Origin of the sequence: Ornithinimicrobium humiphilum (genome assembly GCF_006716885.1) — a bacterium.
Classification (GTDB): Bacteria; Actinomycetota; Actinomycetes; order Actinomycetales; family Dermatophilaceae; genus Ornithinicoccus; species Ornithinicoccus humiphilus.
Genome location: NZ_VFPU01000001.1, coordinates 1059494 through 1075565, shown reverse-complemented (window position 1 = coordinate 1075565; position 16072 = coordinate 1059494). Strand labels below are relative to the sequence as shown.

15 protein-coding genes and 2 tRNA genes are annotated in these 16072 nt (G+C 72.9%); 11 read left to right on the top strand and 6 right to left on the bottom strand.

Annotated features, from left to right (window positions below; all coding sequences use genetic code 11):
- The first annotated feature begins 73 nt into the window (after positions 1-73).
- Genes valS through FB476_RS04970 form a run of 6 tightly spaced genes read left to right on the top strand, consistent with a single transcriptional unit; the run spans position 74 to position 7049 of the window.
- Positions 74-2776 carry a valine--tRNA ligase gene (valS, locus tag FB476_RS04995; RefSeq protein WP_141817801.1) on the top strand — a complete coding sequence of 901 codons (2703 nt, stop codon included), beginning with the start codon at positions 74-76 and terminating at the stop codon, positions 2774-2776.
- A 10-nt stretch (positions 2777-2786) separates the two neighbouring features.
- The gene (locus FB476_RS04990; RefSeq protein ID WP_141817800.1) at positions 2787-3563 is read left to right on the top strand and encodes a DUF4129 domain-containing protein; all 777 of its coding nucleotides are present in this window, start codon (positions 2787-2789) and stop codon (positions 3561-3563) included.
- Positions 3560-4132 (top strand): hypothetical protein, encoded by a 573-nt coding sequence (locus FB476_RS04985; protein ID WP_141817799.1) that lies wholly within the window; start codon positions 3560-3562, stop codon positions 4130-4132. The genes FB476_RS04990 and FB476_RS04985 overlap by 4 nt, the downstream gene beginning before the upstream one ends.
- Positions 4129-5133: an AAA family ATPase gene (locus FB476_RS04980; RefSeq protein WP_141817798.1), complete on the top strand. Its 1005-nt coding sequence runs from the start codon at positions 4129-4131 to the stop codon at positions 5131-5133. The genes FB476_RS04985 and FB476_RS04980 overlap by 4 nt, the downstream gene beginning before the upstream one ends.
- 9 nt (positions 5134-5142) lie before the next feature.
- Complete coding sequence (locus FB476_RS04975) at positions 5143-6513, top strand: DUF58 domain-containing protein (RefSeq protein WP_141817797.1); 1371 nt, start codon at positions 5143-5145, stop codon at positions 6511-6513.
- Positions 6510-7049 (top strand): hypothetical protein, encoded by a 540-nt coding sequence (locus tag FB476_RS04970; RefSeq protein WP_141817796.1) that lies wholly within the window; start codon positions 6510-6512, stop codon positions 7047-7049. The genes FB476_RS04975 and FB476_RS04970 overlap by 4 nt, the downstream gene beginning before the upstream one ends.
- Before the next feature lie 137 nt (positions 7050-7186).
- Here the strand turns inward: FB476_RS04970 and clpX are convergent, their stop codons facing one another.
- The 4 genes from clpX to FB476_RS04950 all read right to left on the bottom strand — a co-directional run bounded on the left by clpX (position 7187) and on the right by FB476_RS04950 (position 11552).
- Entirely contained in the window at positions 7187-8461 is a 1275-nt protein-coding gene (gene clpX, locus FB476_RS04965; RefSeq protein ID WP_141817795.1) for an ATP-dependent Clp protease ATP-binding subunit ClpX, read from the bottom strand.
- Positions 8445-10115 (bottom strand): hypothetical protein, encoded by a 1671-nt coding sequence (locus tag FB476_RS04960; RefSeq protein WP_141817794.1) that lies wholly within the window; start codon positions 10113-10115, stop codon positions 8445-8447. Before FB476_RS04960 ends, clpX begins: the two co-directional genes overlap by 17 nt.
- A gap of 121 nt (positions 10116-10236) precedes the next feature.
- Entirely contained in the window at positions 10237-10884 is a 648-nt protein-coding gene (locus tag FB476_RS04955; RefSeq protein ID WP_141819883.1) for an ATP-dependent Clp protease proteolytic subunit, read from the bottom strand.
- 62 nt (positions 10885-10946) lie between these two features.
- Positions 10947-11552 (bottom strand): ATP-dependent Clp protease proteolytic subunit, encoded by a 606-nt coding sequence (locus FB476_RS04950; protein ID WP_141817793.1) that lies wholly within the window; start codon positions 11550-11552, stop codon positions 10947-10949.
- A gap of 171 nt (positions 11553-11723) precedes the next feature.
- Here FB476_RS04950 and FB476_RS04945 point away from each other — a divergent pair, with 171 nt between their 5' ends.
- Positions 11724-12656, top strand: coding sequence for a DMT family transporter (locus tag FB476_RS04945; protein ID WP_238329554.1), 933 nt, complete (start codon positions 11724-11726; stop codon positions 12654-12656).
- Between the two features lie 148 nt (positions 12657-12804).
- Positions 12805-13260, top strand: a complete 456-nt coding sequence (locus tag FB476_RS04940) for a hypothetical protein (RefSeq protein WP_141817792.1) — start codon at positions 12805-12807, stop codon at positions 13258-13260.
- Positions 13261-13333: 73 nt separating this feature from the next.
- Here the strand turns inward: FB476_RS04940 and tig are convergent, their stop codons facing one another.
- A complete protein-coding gene (gene tig / locus FB476_RS04935) occupies positions 13334-14686 on the bottom strand; it encodes a trigger factor (RefSeq protein WP_141817791.1) in 1353 nt (450 codons plus the stop codon).
- An 83-nt stretch (positions 14687-14769) separates the two neighbouring features.
- Positions 14770-14846 (bottom strand) — tRNA-Pro (locus tag FB476_RS04930).
- Positions 14847-14939: 93 nt separating this feature from the next.
- Between FB476_RS04930 and FB476_RS04925 the strand changes: the two genes are divergently transcribed.
- The 3 genes from FB476_RS04925 (at position 14940) to FB476_RS04915 (ending at position 16041) form a co-directional block, all read left to right on the top strand.
- Positions 14940-15013: transfer RNA gene (locus tag FB476_RS04925), tRNA-Gly, on the top strand.
- Positions 15014-15071: 58 nt separating this feature from the next.
- Positions 15072-15704 carry an SIMPL domain-containing protein gene (locus FB476_RS04920; protein WP_141817790.1) on the top strand — a complete coding sequence of 211 codons (633 nt, stop codon included), beginning with the start codon at positions 15072-15074 and terminating at the stop codon, positions 15702-15704.
- Positions 15705-15801: 97 nt separating this feature from the next.
- Positions 15802-16041 carry an antitoxin gene (locus tag FB476_RS04915; protein ID WP_202876904.1) on the top strand — a complete coding sequence of 80 codons (240 nt, stop codon included), beginning with the start codon at positions 15802-15804 and terminating at the stop codon, positions 16039-16041.
- Positions 16042-16072 lie beyond the last annotated feature (31 nt).

Below are 16072 nucleotides of genomic sequence, written 5' to 3'. Positions count from 1 at the left end.
TCGCGATGGGCGTCCCCCGCCCACCGGACAATCGGGTGTCGACCACTCCACCAGGTCTGGGAGAATGCCGGGCATGACGTCTTCTGCTCGCCCCCTTGACCCGCCGCGCCCGGCCACGCTGCCCGAGCGCCCGTCCGTCGACGGCCTGGAGGACAAGTGGGTCGCGGTATGGCGGGACACGAACGCCAACGCGTTCGACCGGGAGGCCGCGCTGGCCGCCGACCGCAGCCAGATCTTCGCGATCGACACCCCGCCGCCGACCGCGTCGGGCAGCCTGCACCTGGGGCACGTCTTCGGCTACACCCAGGCCGACTGCCTGGCGCGCTACCACCGGATGACGGGCAAGCACGTCTTCTACCCGATCGGGTGGGACGACAACGGCCTGCCGACCGAGCGCCGCGTCCAGAACTACTACGGCGTCCGCGGCGACGCGACGCTGCCGCACGACCCGACCTTCACGCCGCCGCAGCGCGGGGGCGACAACAAGAGCAGCAAGGCCGCCAACCAGGTGCCGATCAGCCGCGCCAACTTCATCGAGCTCTGCGAGGAGCTCACGGTGATCGACGAGCAGGCCTTCGAGGACACCTTCCGCCGGCTCGCGCTCTCGCTGGACTGGAACGTCCAGTACCGCACCATCGACGACCGCTCCCGCGCGGTCGCCCAGCAGGCCTTCCTGCGCAACCTGGCCCGCGGCGAGGCCTACTCCGCCGAGGCGCCGGGCCTGTGGGACATCACCTTCCAGACCGCGGTCGCCCAGGCCGAGCTCGAGGCCCGCGACTACCCGGGCGCCTATCACCGCGTCGCCTACCACCGCACCGACGGCTCCGGTCCGGTCTACATCGAGACCACCCGTCCCGAGCTGATCTGCTCGGTCGTCGCGCTCGTCGCGCACCCCGACGACGAGCGCTACCAGCACCTCTTCGGAACCACGGTCACCTCGCCGCTGTTCGGCGTCGAGGTCCCGGTCCTGGCCCACCCGCTGGCCGAGATGGACAAGGGCGCGGGCATCGCGATGTGCTGCACCTTCGGCGACATGACCGACGTGCAGTGGTGGCGCGAGCTGTCCCTGCCCACCCGGTCGGTCATCACCCGCTCCGGCCGCCTCCAGGCCGAGGTCCCCGAGTGGATCGCCGGCGGCCCGGGCGAGACCTTGTACGCCGAGCAGCTCGCCGGCAAGACGACCCACAGCGCCCGCGAGGCGGTCGTCGCCGCCCTTCGCGAGAGCGGCGACCTCGACGGCGAGCCGCAGAAGACCCAGCGCAAGGCCAACTTCTACGAGAAGGGCGACAAGCCCCTCGAGATCGTCACCAGCCGCCAGTGGTTCATCCGCAACGGTGGCAAGGACGACGAGCTGCGCGCCCGCCTGCTGGAGCGCGGCGAGGAGCTGGAGTTCCACCCCGCCTACATGCGGGCCCGCTACCGCAACTGGGTCGAGGGCCTCAACGGCGACTGGCTCATCAGCCGGCAGCGCTTCTTCGGCGTCCAGATCCCGGTCTGGTATGCCGTGACCGAGGACGGCGAGGTCGACTACGAGACGGTGCTCGTCCCCGACGAGTCCCGGCTGCCGATCGACCCGATGTCCGACGTCCCCGAGGGCTACACCGAGGACCAGCGCGACCAGCCGGGCGGCTTCACCGGCGACCCGGACATCATGGACACCTGGGCGACCTCCTCGCTGTCCCCGCAGATCGCGGCGGGCTGGCCGGTGGCCGGCGCCCCCGACGGCGAGCGCGGCAACGACAGCGAGCTGTTCGCCAAGATCTTCCCCTTCGACATGCGGCCGCAGGGGCACGACATCATCCGCACCTGGCTGTTCGCGACCGTCGTGCGCGCGCACCTCGAGCACGACTCTCTGCCCTGGACCGACGCCTACATCAACGGCTGGATCCTGGACCCCGACCGCAAGAAGATGTCGAAGTCCAAGGGCAACGCGACGACCCCGCTGGGGATGCTCGAGGAGCACGGCACCGACGCGGTCCGCTACTGGGCCGCCGCGGCCCGCCCGGGCGTGGACACCATCGACGACCCCAACCAGGTCAAGGTCGGCCGGCGCCTGGCGATCAAGCTGCTCAACGCGAGCAAGTTCGCGCTGAGCTTCGGCGAGCTGCCCGCTGGCGCCGACCCGGTCGGCCTCGTCACCGAGCCGATCGACCGCTCGATGCTGGCCCGCCTGGCCACCGTCGTCGAGCGCGCCACCGCCTCCTACGAGGGCTACGACTACTCGACCGCCCTGGACGTCACGGAGTCCTTCTTCTGGACCTTCTGCGACGACTACCTCGAGCTGGTCAAGGAGCGCGCCTACGGCTCGGCCGAGACCGAGCGGGGCGAGGAGGCCTCCGCCGCCACGCTGTCGGCGCGCGCCGCGCTGCAGCTCGCGCTGTCGGTCCAGCTGCGCCTGCTGGCGCCGGTGCTGACGTTCGCGACCGAGGAGGTCTGGTCGTGGTGGCACGAGGAGGGCTCCTCGGTCCACACCCAGCCCTGGCCGTCGGTCGAGGAGCTGGCCGGCGCCGTCGACGGTGCCGACCCGGCGCTGCTCGGCACGGTCGGCCAGGCCCTGGCGGGCCTGCGCCGCGCCAAGTCCGAGGCGAAGGTCAAGATGCGCACGGAGATCTCCGCCGCGACGGTGGCCGCGCCGGCCGAGGACGCCGAGCGCGTCCGCGCCGCGTTGGGCGACCTGCGCGCGGCGGGCAAGGTCACCGGCGAGGTGACCTTCGCCGAGGCCGACGAGCTGGCAGTCCACGACGTAGCGCTCGTGACGGAGCAGATCGACGCCTAGTGTGAGCCCCATGCGCAGGGGCACCCGGTCGACGGTCGTCGTGGCCGTCGTGACCACGGCGGTGCTCCTCGTGCTCCTCCTCTGGAGCGCCGGCAACGGCACGCCGCTCGTCAGCGCGCCCGAGGGCAGCTTCGGCGACCCGCGCGCCGAGACGCCGACGGCGAGCGTGACCCTGGAGCCGCAGGACGAGCCTCCCCCGCAGGAGGAGGGCGGCGACGAACGGGTCACCCAGTGGTCCTTCAACCTCGCCCTCGTGCTGTGGCTGATGGCGCTGGTCGCCACGCTGCTCATGGTGCTCAGGTGGCTGTCCCGGCAGCGCCTGGAGAGCCAGGAGCGCCGGGAGGTCGCCGAGGAGGAGGAGCTCGTCGCCCTCCTCGAGGCGACCAGCGACGAGGTCCGCTACCAGGCGCTCTCCGAGGGCGACCCGCGCAACGCGGTCGTCGCGTGCTGGGTCGCGCTGGAGGAGGCGGTCCGCCGCTCGGGCCTGCCCCCGGAGCGCTCGGAGACGGCCGTGGAGCTCACCTCCCGCGTGCTCGGGCGCTGGCAGGTCGACGAGGACGCGATCCGCACCCTCTGCGACGCCTACCGCGAGGCTCGCTTCTCCCGCCACCCGGTCACCGAGGAGCAGCGCACGCTCGCCGTCGACGCCCTCGAGCGCATCCACCTCGACCTGCGCCGCCGTGCGCGGGAGCAGGAGGAGGCCGGCGCGGGTGGCGCACAGACCGGCGAGGCCCACGGCATACCGGGCACCTCCGCCGAGGATCCCAGCCGGACGGAGCGCCGATGACCTTCCTGCGCGCCCGCCGCGCCTCCCGTCGCTCCGAGCTGTTGCGCGCAGGGCAGGCGAGCGGCCCGGGCAACCCCAGGAGCGCCTTCCTCCCGGTCGCCGGCGTCACCCTGCTCATGGGTGCGGTGCTCTTCTACGTCGGCTCGCTGCGCTACTCGATCCCCGAGGCGGTCCTCGCGGTGCTGCTGGGCGCGCTTGTGCTCGCTCTCGTGCCGTGGGCCATCTCGGGCACCGGGAGCCAGGCGCAGCGCGCGTTCTGGGTCTCGACGCCGCGCACCGAGGCCGCCCCGCCGTCGGCGCTCGACTACCGCCTCGTGCGGCTGCGCCGGGACCTGCGCGACGCCGTGGAGCGCGACGACCGCAGCGACGAGATCTACCCCGTGCTGCGCGACCTGGCGGCCGAGCGGCTGCGCTCCACCCACGGGATCGACCTCGACACCGAGCCCGAACGCGCCCGCGAGGTCGCCGACCCGCACCTGTGGCACTACCTGACCCACCCGCCCACGGACACCCGCAAGCGCAGCCGCAGTTCGCTGCACGCCGCCATCGAAGGGATCGAGAAACTGTGACCACCCCTCCTCCCCCCGGCCTCGACGTCGCCGAGGTCTCCCACCGCGCCGCCGAGGTGCTCGACCGCGTCGAGGAGGCCGTCGTCGGCAAGCGCGAGGCGCTCACGCTCGTGCTGGCCGCGGTGCTGGCCCGCGGGCACGTGCTGCTCGAGGACTTCCCCGGCCTGGGCAAGACGCTGGCGGCCCGCTCCTTCGCCCAGACCCTGGGCCTGGACTTCACCCGCGCGCAGTTCACGCCCGACCTGCTGCCGTCGGACCTGACGGGCTCCTTCGTCTTCGACCAGCGGCAGGGCGAGTTCGTCTTCCGCCCCGGCCCGCTCTTCACGGGGCTGCTGCTGGCCGACGAGATCAACCGGACCCCGCCCAAGACGCAGTCGGCGCTGCTCGAGGCGATGCAGGAGCACCAGGTCACGGTCGAGGGCCAGACCTTCGCGCTGCCGCAGCCCTTCCATGTGCTCGCGACCGCCAACCCGGTCGAGTACGAGGGCACCTACCCCCTTCCCGAGGCCCAGCTCGACCGCTTCCTGCTGCGGGTGTCCTTCGGCTACCCCACGGCCGAGGAGGAGTGGGACGTGCTGCGCCGCCGCGTCGCGCGGCAGCGGGAGGACCAGCACCTGGCCGCCGTCACCGACGCCGCCGGGCTGGCCGCGATGCAGGACGCGGTCGAGACGGTCCCGGTGGAGGACGACATCTCGCGCTACTGCGTCGAGCTCGCCGCGGCGACCCGCCGGCACCGCGCCGTGCTCGTGGGTGCCTCCCCGCGCGGGTCCCTCGCGCTCATGCTCACCTCGCGGGCATATGCCGTGATCGCCGGTCGCGACTACGTCACCCCCGAGGACGTCAAGCACGTCGCGCACGCCGTGCTCGACCACCGCATCTCGATCAAGCCCGAGCTGTGGATGTCCGACACCGGCGGGGCGGCGGTCGTGGACGCCGTCCTCGGCCAGGTGCCTGTGCCCGGTGCCCGCACCGGCGCCGCGACGGTCGTCGACGCCGGCTGACCTCTCCCCATGAGCCCCTACTCCGCCGACCGCTGGCGGCCGACGCCCGCCCTGGTGCGGTGCCTGACGGTGGTCGCGCTGACCGTGCCGGTGGCGCTGCTGTGGCGCCGGCCCGACCTGCTCGTCCTGGTCGCCCCGATCGCGGTGGTGCTGGGCTGGAGCCTGGTGACGCGCCCGAAGGACCTGCCCGAGCGCCGCTTCTCGCTCTCGCACCGGCAGGTCCGCGAGGGCGAGCAGGCGCTGGCCGTCGCCGAGGTGGCCGCGGTGCCGGGGGCCGACCTGGTGGCCGCGGCCCTCTCCCCCACACCCTGGGTCGAGGGCGTGCCGACCGAGAAGGTCCGCGCCGTCGACGACGCCGACGGGCTGCCGGTCACCCACGCCAGTGCCGTCGTGGACGTCGCGGGGCGACCGGCCGGGACCCCGCAGCGGGTCGTGCTCGGCATCCGGGCCACCCGCTGGGGCCTGCGCCGCGTCGGTCCCCTGCAGCTGGCCGCGGTCGGCGACTGGGGGTCCTACCGCTTCGGGCCGGTGACCGAGGACGCCCTCGCGCTGCGCACGCTGCCCCTGCCCACGGCCTTCGACTCCCGCGCCCCGGCCCCGCGGCCGCAGGGCCTGGTCGGCACGCACCGGTCGTCGCGACCCGGCGACGGCACGGAGTTCGCGACCCTGCGCCCCTTCCAGGTCGGCGACCGCCTGCGCCGGATCCACTGGGCCCGCTCCACCCGCGGCGAGGGGCTCTACGTCACCTCGACCTTCGCCGACCAGGACACGCACGTGGCCGTCCTCGTCGACGCCCACTACGACCTCGGTCGCTCCGAGGGCGTGCGCGGGCGCCCGAGCTCGCTGGACCGGTCCGTGCGGGCCGCGGCAGCGGTCGCGGAGCACTTCCTGCACCAGGGTGACCGGGTGAGCCTGCGGGTGCTGTCCGGCCGCACCCCGTTGACCGTGCCCGTCGGCACGGGCAAGCGGCACGGGGTCCGGATCCTCGACACCCTCTGCCGCATCGTGCCCTCGGTGGCCGAGGAGACCGACCCGCGCCGGGTCCACCTCGGGGTCGGCGACGGCACGCTCGTCGTCATGGTCTCCGCGCTCGTCTCCCCCGACGCGCTCACACAGGCCGCGACCCTCGCCCGACGCGGCCTGTCGGTCGTCGTCGTCGACGCGCTCGTCGACCCGACCGACGGGACGGTCGCCCCGAGCGCCGAGCGCGACGCCCTCGCCCGCGACGCCTGGCGCATCCGGATGCTCGAGCGCGACCGGGAGATCCGGGCCATCCAGGCCCAGGGCGTCCCGGTCGTCCCCTGGCTGGGCCCCGGCTCGCTCGACCTCGTGCTGCGCCGGTTGGGCCGACGCGGCCGGACCGCGGGGAGGACGGCGTGAGGGACCTCCTGGACCTGTGGGTCGACGTGCGCTCTGCCAGCCGAGGCCACCTCGTGGCCCGGGGAGCCAGCCTCGCGGGTGCGCTGCTCTTCACGCTGGCGCTGGCGCTGGCCGGAGGCGGCAACCCGCTGTCCTGGGCGGTGCTCGTGCTCTTCGGCGGCCTGGTCGTGCTGCAGCCGCACACCCTGATGCCCGGCCTCTTCCTCGTCTTCGGGGTGGCTTCCTGGTGGGCGGGGGTCGAGGCGACCTGGCACTGGGCGCTGCTCCCGGCGGCGGTCGGGCTGCTGCTCGTGCACGTCGGCGCGGCGCTGGCCGCCTCGGTCCCGGCGCAGGCCCCGCTACCGACCTCCGTGCTGCACCGCTGGGGGCTGCGGACGGCCGCCGTCGCCGGTGTCGGTGCCGTCGTGTGGGCCGTGGCCGGTCTGCTCGGGCTGGTCTCGACCGGCGCAGGCGGGGCGGTCCCCGGCATCGTCGGCCTGGCGCTGGCCGCGGGCTGCCTGGTGGTCTACGTGCGACTGCTCGACCGTCGGGCGTAGGTCGACGGTCGCCCGTCTCGGTCGGGCACGTCGCGGCGACGCGCACGTCGCCAGGAGACGAACGACGGCCCGGGAAGAAACCGGGTCGTCGACGTAGAAGCGTCAGGACGGCGGACCCGCCGCCCGACCGGCGACCGTCAGGCGCTCTCCTTGCGCTGCTGACGCTTGCGCGGGGGCACGTCGCGGCGGACGATCGTGGGGTTGACGTTCTCGAGGACGACCTCGCGGGTGATGACCACCTTGGCGATCTCGTCGTCGGAGGGGACGTCGAACATCACCGGCAGCAGCACCTCCTCGAGGATCGCGCGCAGGCCACGGGCACCCGTGCCGCGCAGCAGCGCCTGGTCGGCGATGGCCTCGAGCGCGTCGTCCTCGAACTCCAGCTCCACGCCGTCGATCTCGAACATCCGCTGGTACTGCTTGATGAGCGCGTTGCGCGGCTCGGTGAGGATGTTGACCAGGGCGTCGCGGTCGAGCGGGGCGACGGTGGTGATGACGGGCAGGCGACCGATGAACTCGGGGATGAGCCCGAACTTCATGAGGTCCTCGGGCAGCACGTCGCCGAACTGCTCGGCGGCGTCCTTGGCGGCCTTGAGCTCGGCGCCGAAGCCGAGGCCCTGCTTGCCGGCGCGGGCCTCGATGATCTTCTCCATGCCGGCGAAGGCGCCGCCGACGATGAAGAGCACGTTGCCGGTGTCGATCTGGATGAACTCCTGGTGCGGGTGCTTGCGGCCGCCCTGCGGCGGGACGCTGGCCACCGTGCCCTCGAGGATCTTCAGCAGCGCCTGCTGCACGCCCTCGCCGGAGACGTCGCGCGTGATCGAGGGGTTCTCGCTCTTGCGGGCGATCTTGTCGATCTCGTCGATGTAGATGATGCCGGTCTCGGCCTTCTTGACGTCGAAGTCGGCGGCCTGGATCAGCTTGAGGAGGATGTTCTCGACGTCCTCGCCGACGTAGCCGGCCTCGGTCAGCGCCGTCGCGTCGGCGATGGCGAAGGGGACGTTGAGCATCTTGGCCAGGGTCTGGGCGAGATAGGTCTTGCCGCAGCCGGTCGGGCCGATGAGCAGGATGTTGGACTTGGCGATCTCGACGGCGTCCTCGCCGACGCGGTTCTCGCCCGCCTGGATCCGCTTGTAGTGGTTGTAGACGGCGACGGCGAGCGCACGCTTGGCGGCGTCCTGGCCGACGACGTACTGCTGGAGGAAGTCGAAGATCTCGCGCGGCTTGGGCAGCTGGCCCAGCCCGAGGTCGGAGGACTCGGCGAGCTCCTCCTCGATGATCTCGTTACACAGATCGATGCACTCGTCGCAGATGTACACGCCGGGTCCGGCGATCAGCTTCTTGACCTGCTTCTGGCTCTTCCCGCAGAAGGAGCACTTGAGCAGGTCGCTGCTCTCACCCATACGTGCCACGCGGACTGTCCCTTCGATCTACGTCGGTGGACGACCGCTGCAGGCCCTGCCCGGGGTCGTCCGTCCTTGCCACGACGGTACCTCGCCCGGGGTCAGACTCCCAGCGCATTCCGCTCTGGGCCGAGGCGTGTTGCCGGGAGTCCGCTCTCAGCGCAACGACCCTCCCGGTCGTGAGCCCGGTCAGCAGCAGGAGGAGCGGGAGCAGGGCGACGAGGTAGCGCGGCCGGCTCTCGAACAGGGTCAGGTATGCCGTCAGCGTCACCAGGCCGAGCGCGCAGACGGGGACCCACGCCCGGTCCCGCGAGCGCCACGCACCGACCGCGGTCAGGAGCAGCGTGGCGACCCAGACGCCCTGGGTGACCGGTGCCGTCCACCGCTGGTAGGGCTCCCCCGAGCCCACGAACCAGCGCTGCGCGGACGACCACTCCGGACCGAGCGCTCCCACCGCGTCCTTGTCCGTCCCCTCGCCGAACGCCCAGAACGTGCCGTCGCCCCAGGTCCACGCCACCTTCCGCGCGAAGAAGCTCACGTTGCCCGCCACGCCGCGCTCGACGATCTGGTCCCGCACCATCCTGCGCAGCATCGCCTCCCGCGCCTGCGGGTCGAGCTCGCCGCCGGTGGCCCGGACGTACTTCTCCGACCAGCCCCCGTAGGTCCGCGTCGGCGACGGGTCGCCGGAGTCGTAGGTCCCCATGCCGAGGAAGTGCAGCGGCGGGTAGGCGGGCTCGGCCGTGGCGCGCGTCCCGGCGGTCAGGTCGACCGCCCGGGCCGCGACGCCGTGGAGGGTCATCACCCCGGCCACCAGCCCGGCGCCCGCCAGCAGGACCGTGCCGGTGGCGACCAGGACGCCCTTGCGACGCACCAGCCCCGGCACGAGGGCGAGCGCCCCGACGGCCAGCGCCACGGCATACGCCTTGAAGGCCACGGCCACGACGAGCGCCAGGAGGGCCGGCGCCCACCAGCGTCGGCCCGCCCCGGTCCCCGCCCGCACGGCGGCCCACAGGGCCACCGCCACCGCCGCGGCGGCCGGCACGTCGGAGTAGGGCATCGACAGGTTGGCGTTGAGGCCGAGCAGCATGGTCGTGAGCGCCTGCACCGGCCAGACCGCGCCAGGGCGCCCCAGCCGGACGAGGGTGCTGCCGAGGCACCACAGGATCACCAGCACGCACCCGAGCTGGGCCGCCAGCAGCGCCGAGGTGGAGGAGAGGCCCAGGCCCGCGCCGACCCGGAGCACGGTGCCCTCGTAGGCGAGGAGCGGGATGTTGTTGGGGAACTTGGCGAAGTACTCCAGCCCCGCAGCGGTCTGCTCGGTCCCCTGGACCCAGCGTTCGGCCGCCCAGTAGACGCTGCGGGCGTCCCACCCGAAGTCGACGAGCGCCAGCGGCAGGTGGAGCGCCGTCAGCGCACCACCGACCACCGTCCCGAGCGCGACGCAGGTCCCGGGGCGGCGGGCCACCAGCCCTGCGGCGGCGCGTGCCGGTCGGCGGCCCACGGCGACGAGGAGCAGCACGGCGGCGGTCGAGACCCAGACGACGACCGGGGGCAGGACGAACCAGGTGTTGCGCGGCGCGACGAGGGCGGTGAGCGCCACCGCGGCGAGCAGGAGGCCCAGGGCACGCGTCACCCATCCCAGCGGCGCTTCGAGGTTCCCCACCGAGCCATCTTGGACCACGCGCGTGCGACCGGCGTCACCGCCTCGCGGTGCACCACGGCATACCCGGGCATGCCAGGAGCCCGCCACCCACGCGGGGTGACGGGCTCCAGGGCGCGAGGGGTCAGTCCTCCAGGGAGGCCTTGCGCGAGGCGAGCACCTCGTCGACGAGGCCGTACTCCTTGGCCTGCGCGGCGGTGAGGATCTTGTCGCGCTCGATGTCCTTGCGGACCTGCTCGACGTCGCGGCCGGAGTGCTTGGCCCAGGTCTCCTCGAGCCACTCGCGCATGCGGAGCACCTCGTTGGCCTGGATCTCGATGTCGGACGCCTGGCCGTAGTCGCCGCCCATGAGCGCCGGCTGGTGGATGAGCACCCGGGCGTTGGGGAGCGCGAAGCGCTTGCCCTTGGCGCCGGCGGCCAGCAGCACGGCGGCCGCGGAGGCGGCCTGGCCGATGACGAACGTCTGCACGTCGGGCTTGATGTACTGCATGGTGTCGTAGATCGCGGTCAGCGCCGTGAAGGAGCCGCCCGGGCTGTTGATGTACATCAGGATGTCCCGGTCGGGGTCCTGGCTCTCCAGCACGATGAGCTGGGCGATGATGTCGTCCGCCGAGGCGTCGTCCACCTGCACGCCGAGGAAGATGATGCGGTCCTCGAAGAGCTTGGTGTAGGGGTCCTGGCGCTTCATGCCGTAGGAGGTGCGCTCCTCGAACTGCGGCAGGATGTAGCGGCTGGAGGGGCCGGCCGGGGCCTGGCCGCCGGGGCTGCCCATCCAGGCGCCGCCGGCGTAGGGGTTGACGGTCATGGTGTCTCTTTCCTTCTCGGGCGGGGCCGTCAGCGGCCGGTGGAGGCGTCGGCGGAGGACTCGAAGACGTGGTCGACGAAGCCGTACTCCTTGGCCTCCTGCGCGGTGAACCAGCGGTCGCGGTCGGAGTCCTTCTCGATCTGCTCCACGGTCTGCCCCGTGTGCTCGGCGATGAGCTCGGCCATCTGCTTCTTGATGTGCAGCATCTGCTCGGCCTGGATCTTGATGTCCGAGGCGGTGCCGCCGATGCCGCCGGAGGGCTGGTGCATCATGACGCGGGCGTGCGGGGTGGCGTAGCGCTTGCCCTGCGTGCCGGCCGAGAGCAGGAACTGCCCCATCGACGCGGCCAGGCCCATCGCCACGGTGCAGACGTCGTTGGGCACCCACTTCATGGTGTCGTAGATCGCCATGCCGGCGGTCACGGAGCCGCCCGGGGAGTTGATGTAGAGCCAGATGTCGCTCTCGGGGTCCTCGGCCGACAGCAGCAGCAGCTGGGCGCAGATCGCGTTGGCGTTGTCGTCGCGCACGTCGGAGCCGAGGAAGATGATCCGCTCCCGGAGGAGGCGGTTGTAGATCTGGTCGTCCAGGCCGGCGAGCGGCCGCTCGGCCATGGTGGGGCTCATCTCCTGCGTCATGTGTTCGTCCTCGTTCCTGGTCTGCCGCCCGCCCACCCGAACGTGGTGGGCGACGGTGGTTGGCGAAGCCTGTTATGGACCCTAACGCCCGGCCCCGACGTGACACTCCCCGACTCGGGCCGTGTTCGCCGTGAGCGCAGCACGTGCCCCGCCGCATGAGAAGGTGACGGCGTGAACGCCGCCCCCACCCGTGGCGACCGCACCTGGATGGTCGCCCTCGCCGCCTCGTTCTGGGGACTCTCGGCGCTCTGGCGCGACCCGCTGGCGCGCGAGCTGCCGTCCCTGACCATCGTGCTGTGGGAGCACCTGCTGCTCGTGCTCCTCGTCAGCCCCTGGCTGCCCGCCGCGGTGCGCCGGCTGCGGGCCTCCTCCGCCCGGACGATCGCCGCCGTGCTCGTCATCGGCGCCGGCTCCTCGGCCCTGGCCACCGTGCTCTTCACGGCCGCCTTCCGGCTCGGGGACCCGATCACGCCCCAGGTCCTGCAGAAGCTCCAGCCCCTCGTCGCGGTGGCGCTCGCCGCCGTGCTCCTCGGCGAGCGCCTGCGGCCGAGGTATGCCGTCTTCCTCCTCCCCGCGCTCGTCGGCGCCTGGCTGCTCGCCTTCCCCGACCCGCTCGGGATCTCCGTCAGCGGCGCCCGGGCGGCGCTGCTGGCGCTCGGCGCCGCGACCCTCTGGGCCGCGGGCACGGTGCTGGGCCGCGTGGCCAGCGCCGAGCTGCGCTTCGCCGACCTCGTGGCGCTGCGGTTCACCGTCGGCCTCGTCGCCCTGGCGGTCGTCGCGGCCGTGACCTCGACGCCCCTGGCCGTGCCGCTCTCGGCGCTCCCCTCGATCGCCCTGCTGGCCCTGCTGCCGGGCCTGGCCGCGATGGTCCTCTACTACCTGGCCCTGGGCCGCACCGCCGCCTCCCGGGCGACGCTGGCCGAGCTCGCCTTCCCGCTCACCGCGGCCGTCGTCGGCGTCGTCGCCTTCGGCGCCCGTCCCGAGCCCACGCAGTGGCTCGGCATGGTCGTCGTGCTCGCGAGCGTCCTGGCCCTCGCGCTGCACGAGCAGCGCTCGGCCACGCCGGCGGTCGTCGTGCCGACGGCCGAGGCCGCCCGGCGCTGAGCGGGCCCCGGCACCGCCGCGGGCACGACATACCCGCGCCGCGCCGCACGGGTGCGTGACGCAGACCTGCAGGTCCAGCAGGATGTCGCCACGGGCGGGGCGCCCGCATCGGTCGCAGGTCTGTGCAGGAAGGACCTCCCCCATGGTCATGGGTCTCCCTCTCCACCCCCTCGCGGTGCACTTCGCCGTGGCCGTCGGGATGGTCGCGCCCGTCGCTGCGCTGGTGGCCGTGCTGCTGCCGCGCTTCCGCACCTGGCTCGGCTGGGGCCTGCCGGCGCTGGCGGTCCTCGGCGCGATCGTCCTGCGACTGACGGTCAGCTTCGGCGACATGCTCGAGGACTCCGACCCGGCCTATGACACCCCCGCGGTCGACACGCACTCCGACTGGGGCGAGCTGGCCGGCAACGCGGGGACGGTCCTGGCGGTGGCCGCAGTCCTCCTGTGGCTGACGACCTCGCCGACGGCCCGCCGCCGCTGGACCTCGAGGTGGCCCTCCTGGCTCACGCTCCTCGCGCAGGTCGCCACGGCCCTCGCCGCGATCGCCACGCTGGTCCTCACCGTGCTCGCCGGGCACACCGGCGCCTCCGCCGTCTGGGGCGGCTGAGCCTGACAACGGCCGCGGCCCCCGCTCCCGGGTCGGGAGCAGGGGCCGCAGCAGGTATGCCGTGTGGCTGGCGTCAGGCCTTGTCGTCCTCGACGACCTCGGCCTCGTCGACGATGTCCTCGAGGTCCTCGTCCTCGTCGTCCTCGTCGTCACCCTCGCCGGAGGGGTCGATCTCGTTGAGGTCGACGACGTTGCCGTCGGTGTCGGTGACCGTCGCGGCCTCGAGCACCGCGGCGAGCGCCTTGCGGCGGCCGACCTCGGCGACGACGGCCGGGACCTGGCCGCCCTGCTCGAGCTGGGAGGCGAACTCCTGCGGGGACATGCCGTACTGCGAGGCGGTCATCATGATGTACTCGATGAGCTCGCCCTGGTCGACCTGGATCTCGTCGCGCTCGACGAGCGCGTCGAGCAGGAACTGGGTCTTCATGGCCTTGGTGGTCGACTCGGTGACCTCGGCGCGGTGGGTGTCGTCGTCGAGGCGGTTCTCGCCCTCGAGGTGACGGTGGACCTCGGCCTCGACCAGGTTCTCCGGGACCGGGATGTCGACCATCTCGAGCATCGTGTCGAGGACCTTGTCGCGGGCGGCGATGCCCTGCTCGAACTTCGCGGCCTGCTCGGCCTGCTTGGCCAGGTCGGCGCGCAGCTCCTCGAGGGTGTCGTGCTCGCTCGCCAGCTGGGCGAAGTCGTCGTCGAGGGCCGGCAGCTCGCGGGCCTTGACGGACTGGACGACCACGGTGACGTCGGCCTCCTCGCCGGCGCGGTCGCCACCGGCCAGCGGAGCGGTGAACTCGACGGTCTCGCCGGCCTTGGTGCCGCGCAGCGCCTTGTCGAGGCCGTCGAGCATGTTGCCCGAGCCGATCTCGTAGGAGACACCGGTGACGGCGTCGATCTCCTCGTCGCCGATCTTGGCCGACAGGTCGATCGTGGTGTGGTCGCCGGTCTTGGCCTTGCGGTTGATCGGCTTGAGGGTCGCGAAGCGGCCGCGCAGGGCCTCGAGGCGGGTCTCGACGTCCTCGTCGGACGCGGACACCGGCTCGACCTCGACGGCGATGCCGGAGAAGTCGGGCAGGTCGAAGGCGGGGACCACGTCGATCTCGGCCTCGAAGGTCAGGTCCTGGCCGTCCTCCATGGGCAGCTGGGTGAGGTTGACCTCGGGCTGGCCGAGCGGGCGGAGCTCGTTCTCGGCGATGGCCTGGGTGTAGTACTCCGGCAGGGCCTCGTTGACGGCCTCCTGCACGACGGTGCCACGGCCGAAGCGCTGGTCGATGATGCGGGCGGGGACCTTGCCCTTCCGGAAGCCGGGGACCTGCACCTGCGCGCCGATGGTGCGGTAGGCCGCGTCCAGGCGGGGCTTGAGGTCGGCGGCAGGGACCTCGACGGTCAGCTTGACCCGGGTGGGGGTCAGGGTCTCGACAGCGCTCTTCACTGCTGGTGCTCCAGAGGGTCTTGGGGGTGTGCCGTGCAGGGCGTGGACAGGGCACGGCTCGATTGTCGGTTCACCATGGTAGGTGGTCGGGGTAGCCGGATTCGAACCGGCGGCCTTCCGCTCCCAAAGCGGACGCGCTACCAAGCTGCGCCATACCCCGTCGCGCACCGGTGCGTGGGGCACGGTCCGCAGAGGGCTAGACTATCGGCTCGGTCGCGCGCTCCGAGCCACGGACGGCGCGATCGCAGCATCTGCGGGTGTAGCTCAATGGTAGAGCCCCAGTCTTCCAAACTGGCTACGCGGGTTCGATTCCCGTCACCCGCTCCATCTCCTCCCCCCGCGACCCGTGGTGCGCCCGGGTCGCGGGCGGATAGGGTCGGCGCCCATGAGCTCCGATCCCAGGGGCAGTGCCCCCGACACCGTCACCGTCGTGGGCACCGGCCGCGCCGGCGCGGCCCCCGACACCGTCGTGCTCGACCTTCAGCTGGAGGGGCGCGGCGCCACCGTCGCGGAGGCTCTCCAGGCGCTCTCGGACGCCTCCGCGGCCTGCCACGACGCGCTGCCCGACACCCACCTGCGGACCTCGGACCTGGGCGTGCACGCCCGCCACGACCACACCGGCAGCGGCGGGATCGTGGGCTACACCGCCACCCAGTCGCTCACGCTGCGCAACCCCGACCCCACCGCGGCGGGCGACCTCGTGCGCCGGCTGAGCGAGGTCGTCGGCGACGCCCTCGGGGTCAACGGGCTGCGCGCCGAGCTCTCCGACACCACCGAGCTCGAGCGGCGGGCGCGCGAGCTCGCCTTCGAGGAAGCCCGGGCCAGGGCCGAGCAGTATGCCGCGCTGGCAGGTCGGGCGGTCACCGGCGTCCTGCGGGTGCGCGAGACCGGCGACGGTCCGGTCTCCCCCTTCCCCCGGGCCGACGTCAGGCTGGCGATGGCCTCCGGCCCGGTCGTCCGCGCCGCCGACCACGAGGTGACGGCGACGGTCGAGGTGACCTGGGAGCTGGGCGACTGATCTCCCTTCGCCTCGGCTCGACAGGCCCTGCGTGGCGTGCTGTGGTGAAGGGGCACGGGTCGTCTCGCGCGACCGTTCCGATCGGAAGGACCGCCTCATGGGATTCATGGACAAGGCCAAGGACGCCTTCGGCAAGCACGAGGACAAGGCGGCCGATGCCGTCGACCAGCACTCGGACCGCATCGACGACGGGATCCAGCGCGGCACCGACCTCGCCGACGAGCGCACCGGCGGCAAGCACGGCGAGCACCTCGACCGTGGCGCCGACCAGGTCCGCGACCGCCTCGACGGGCTCGACGGCAAGGACGACGACTTCCCCTCCGTCGACCGGCCCTGAGCTCTCTCGCGAGGTCCCCTGCACCGCCGCG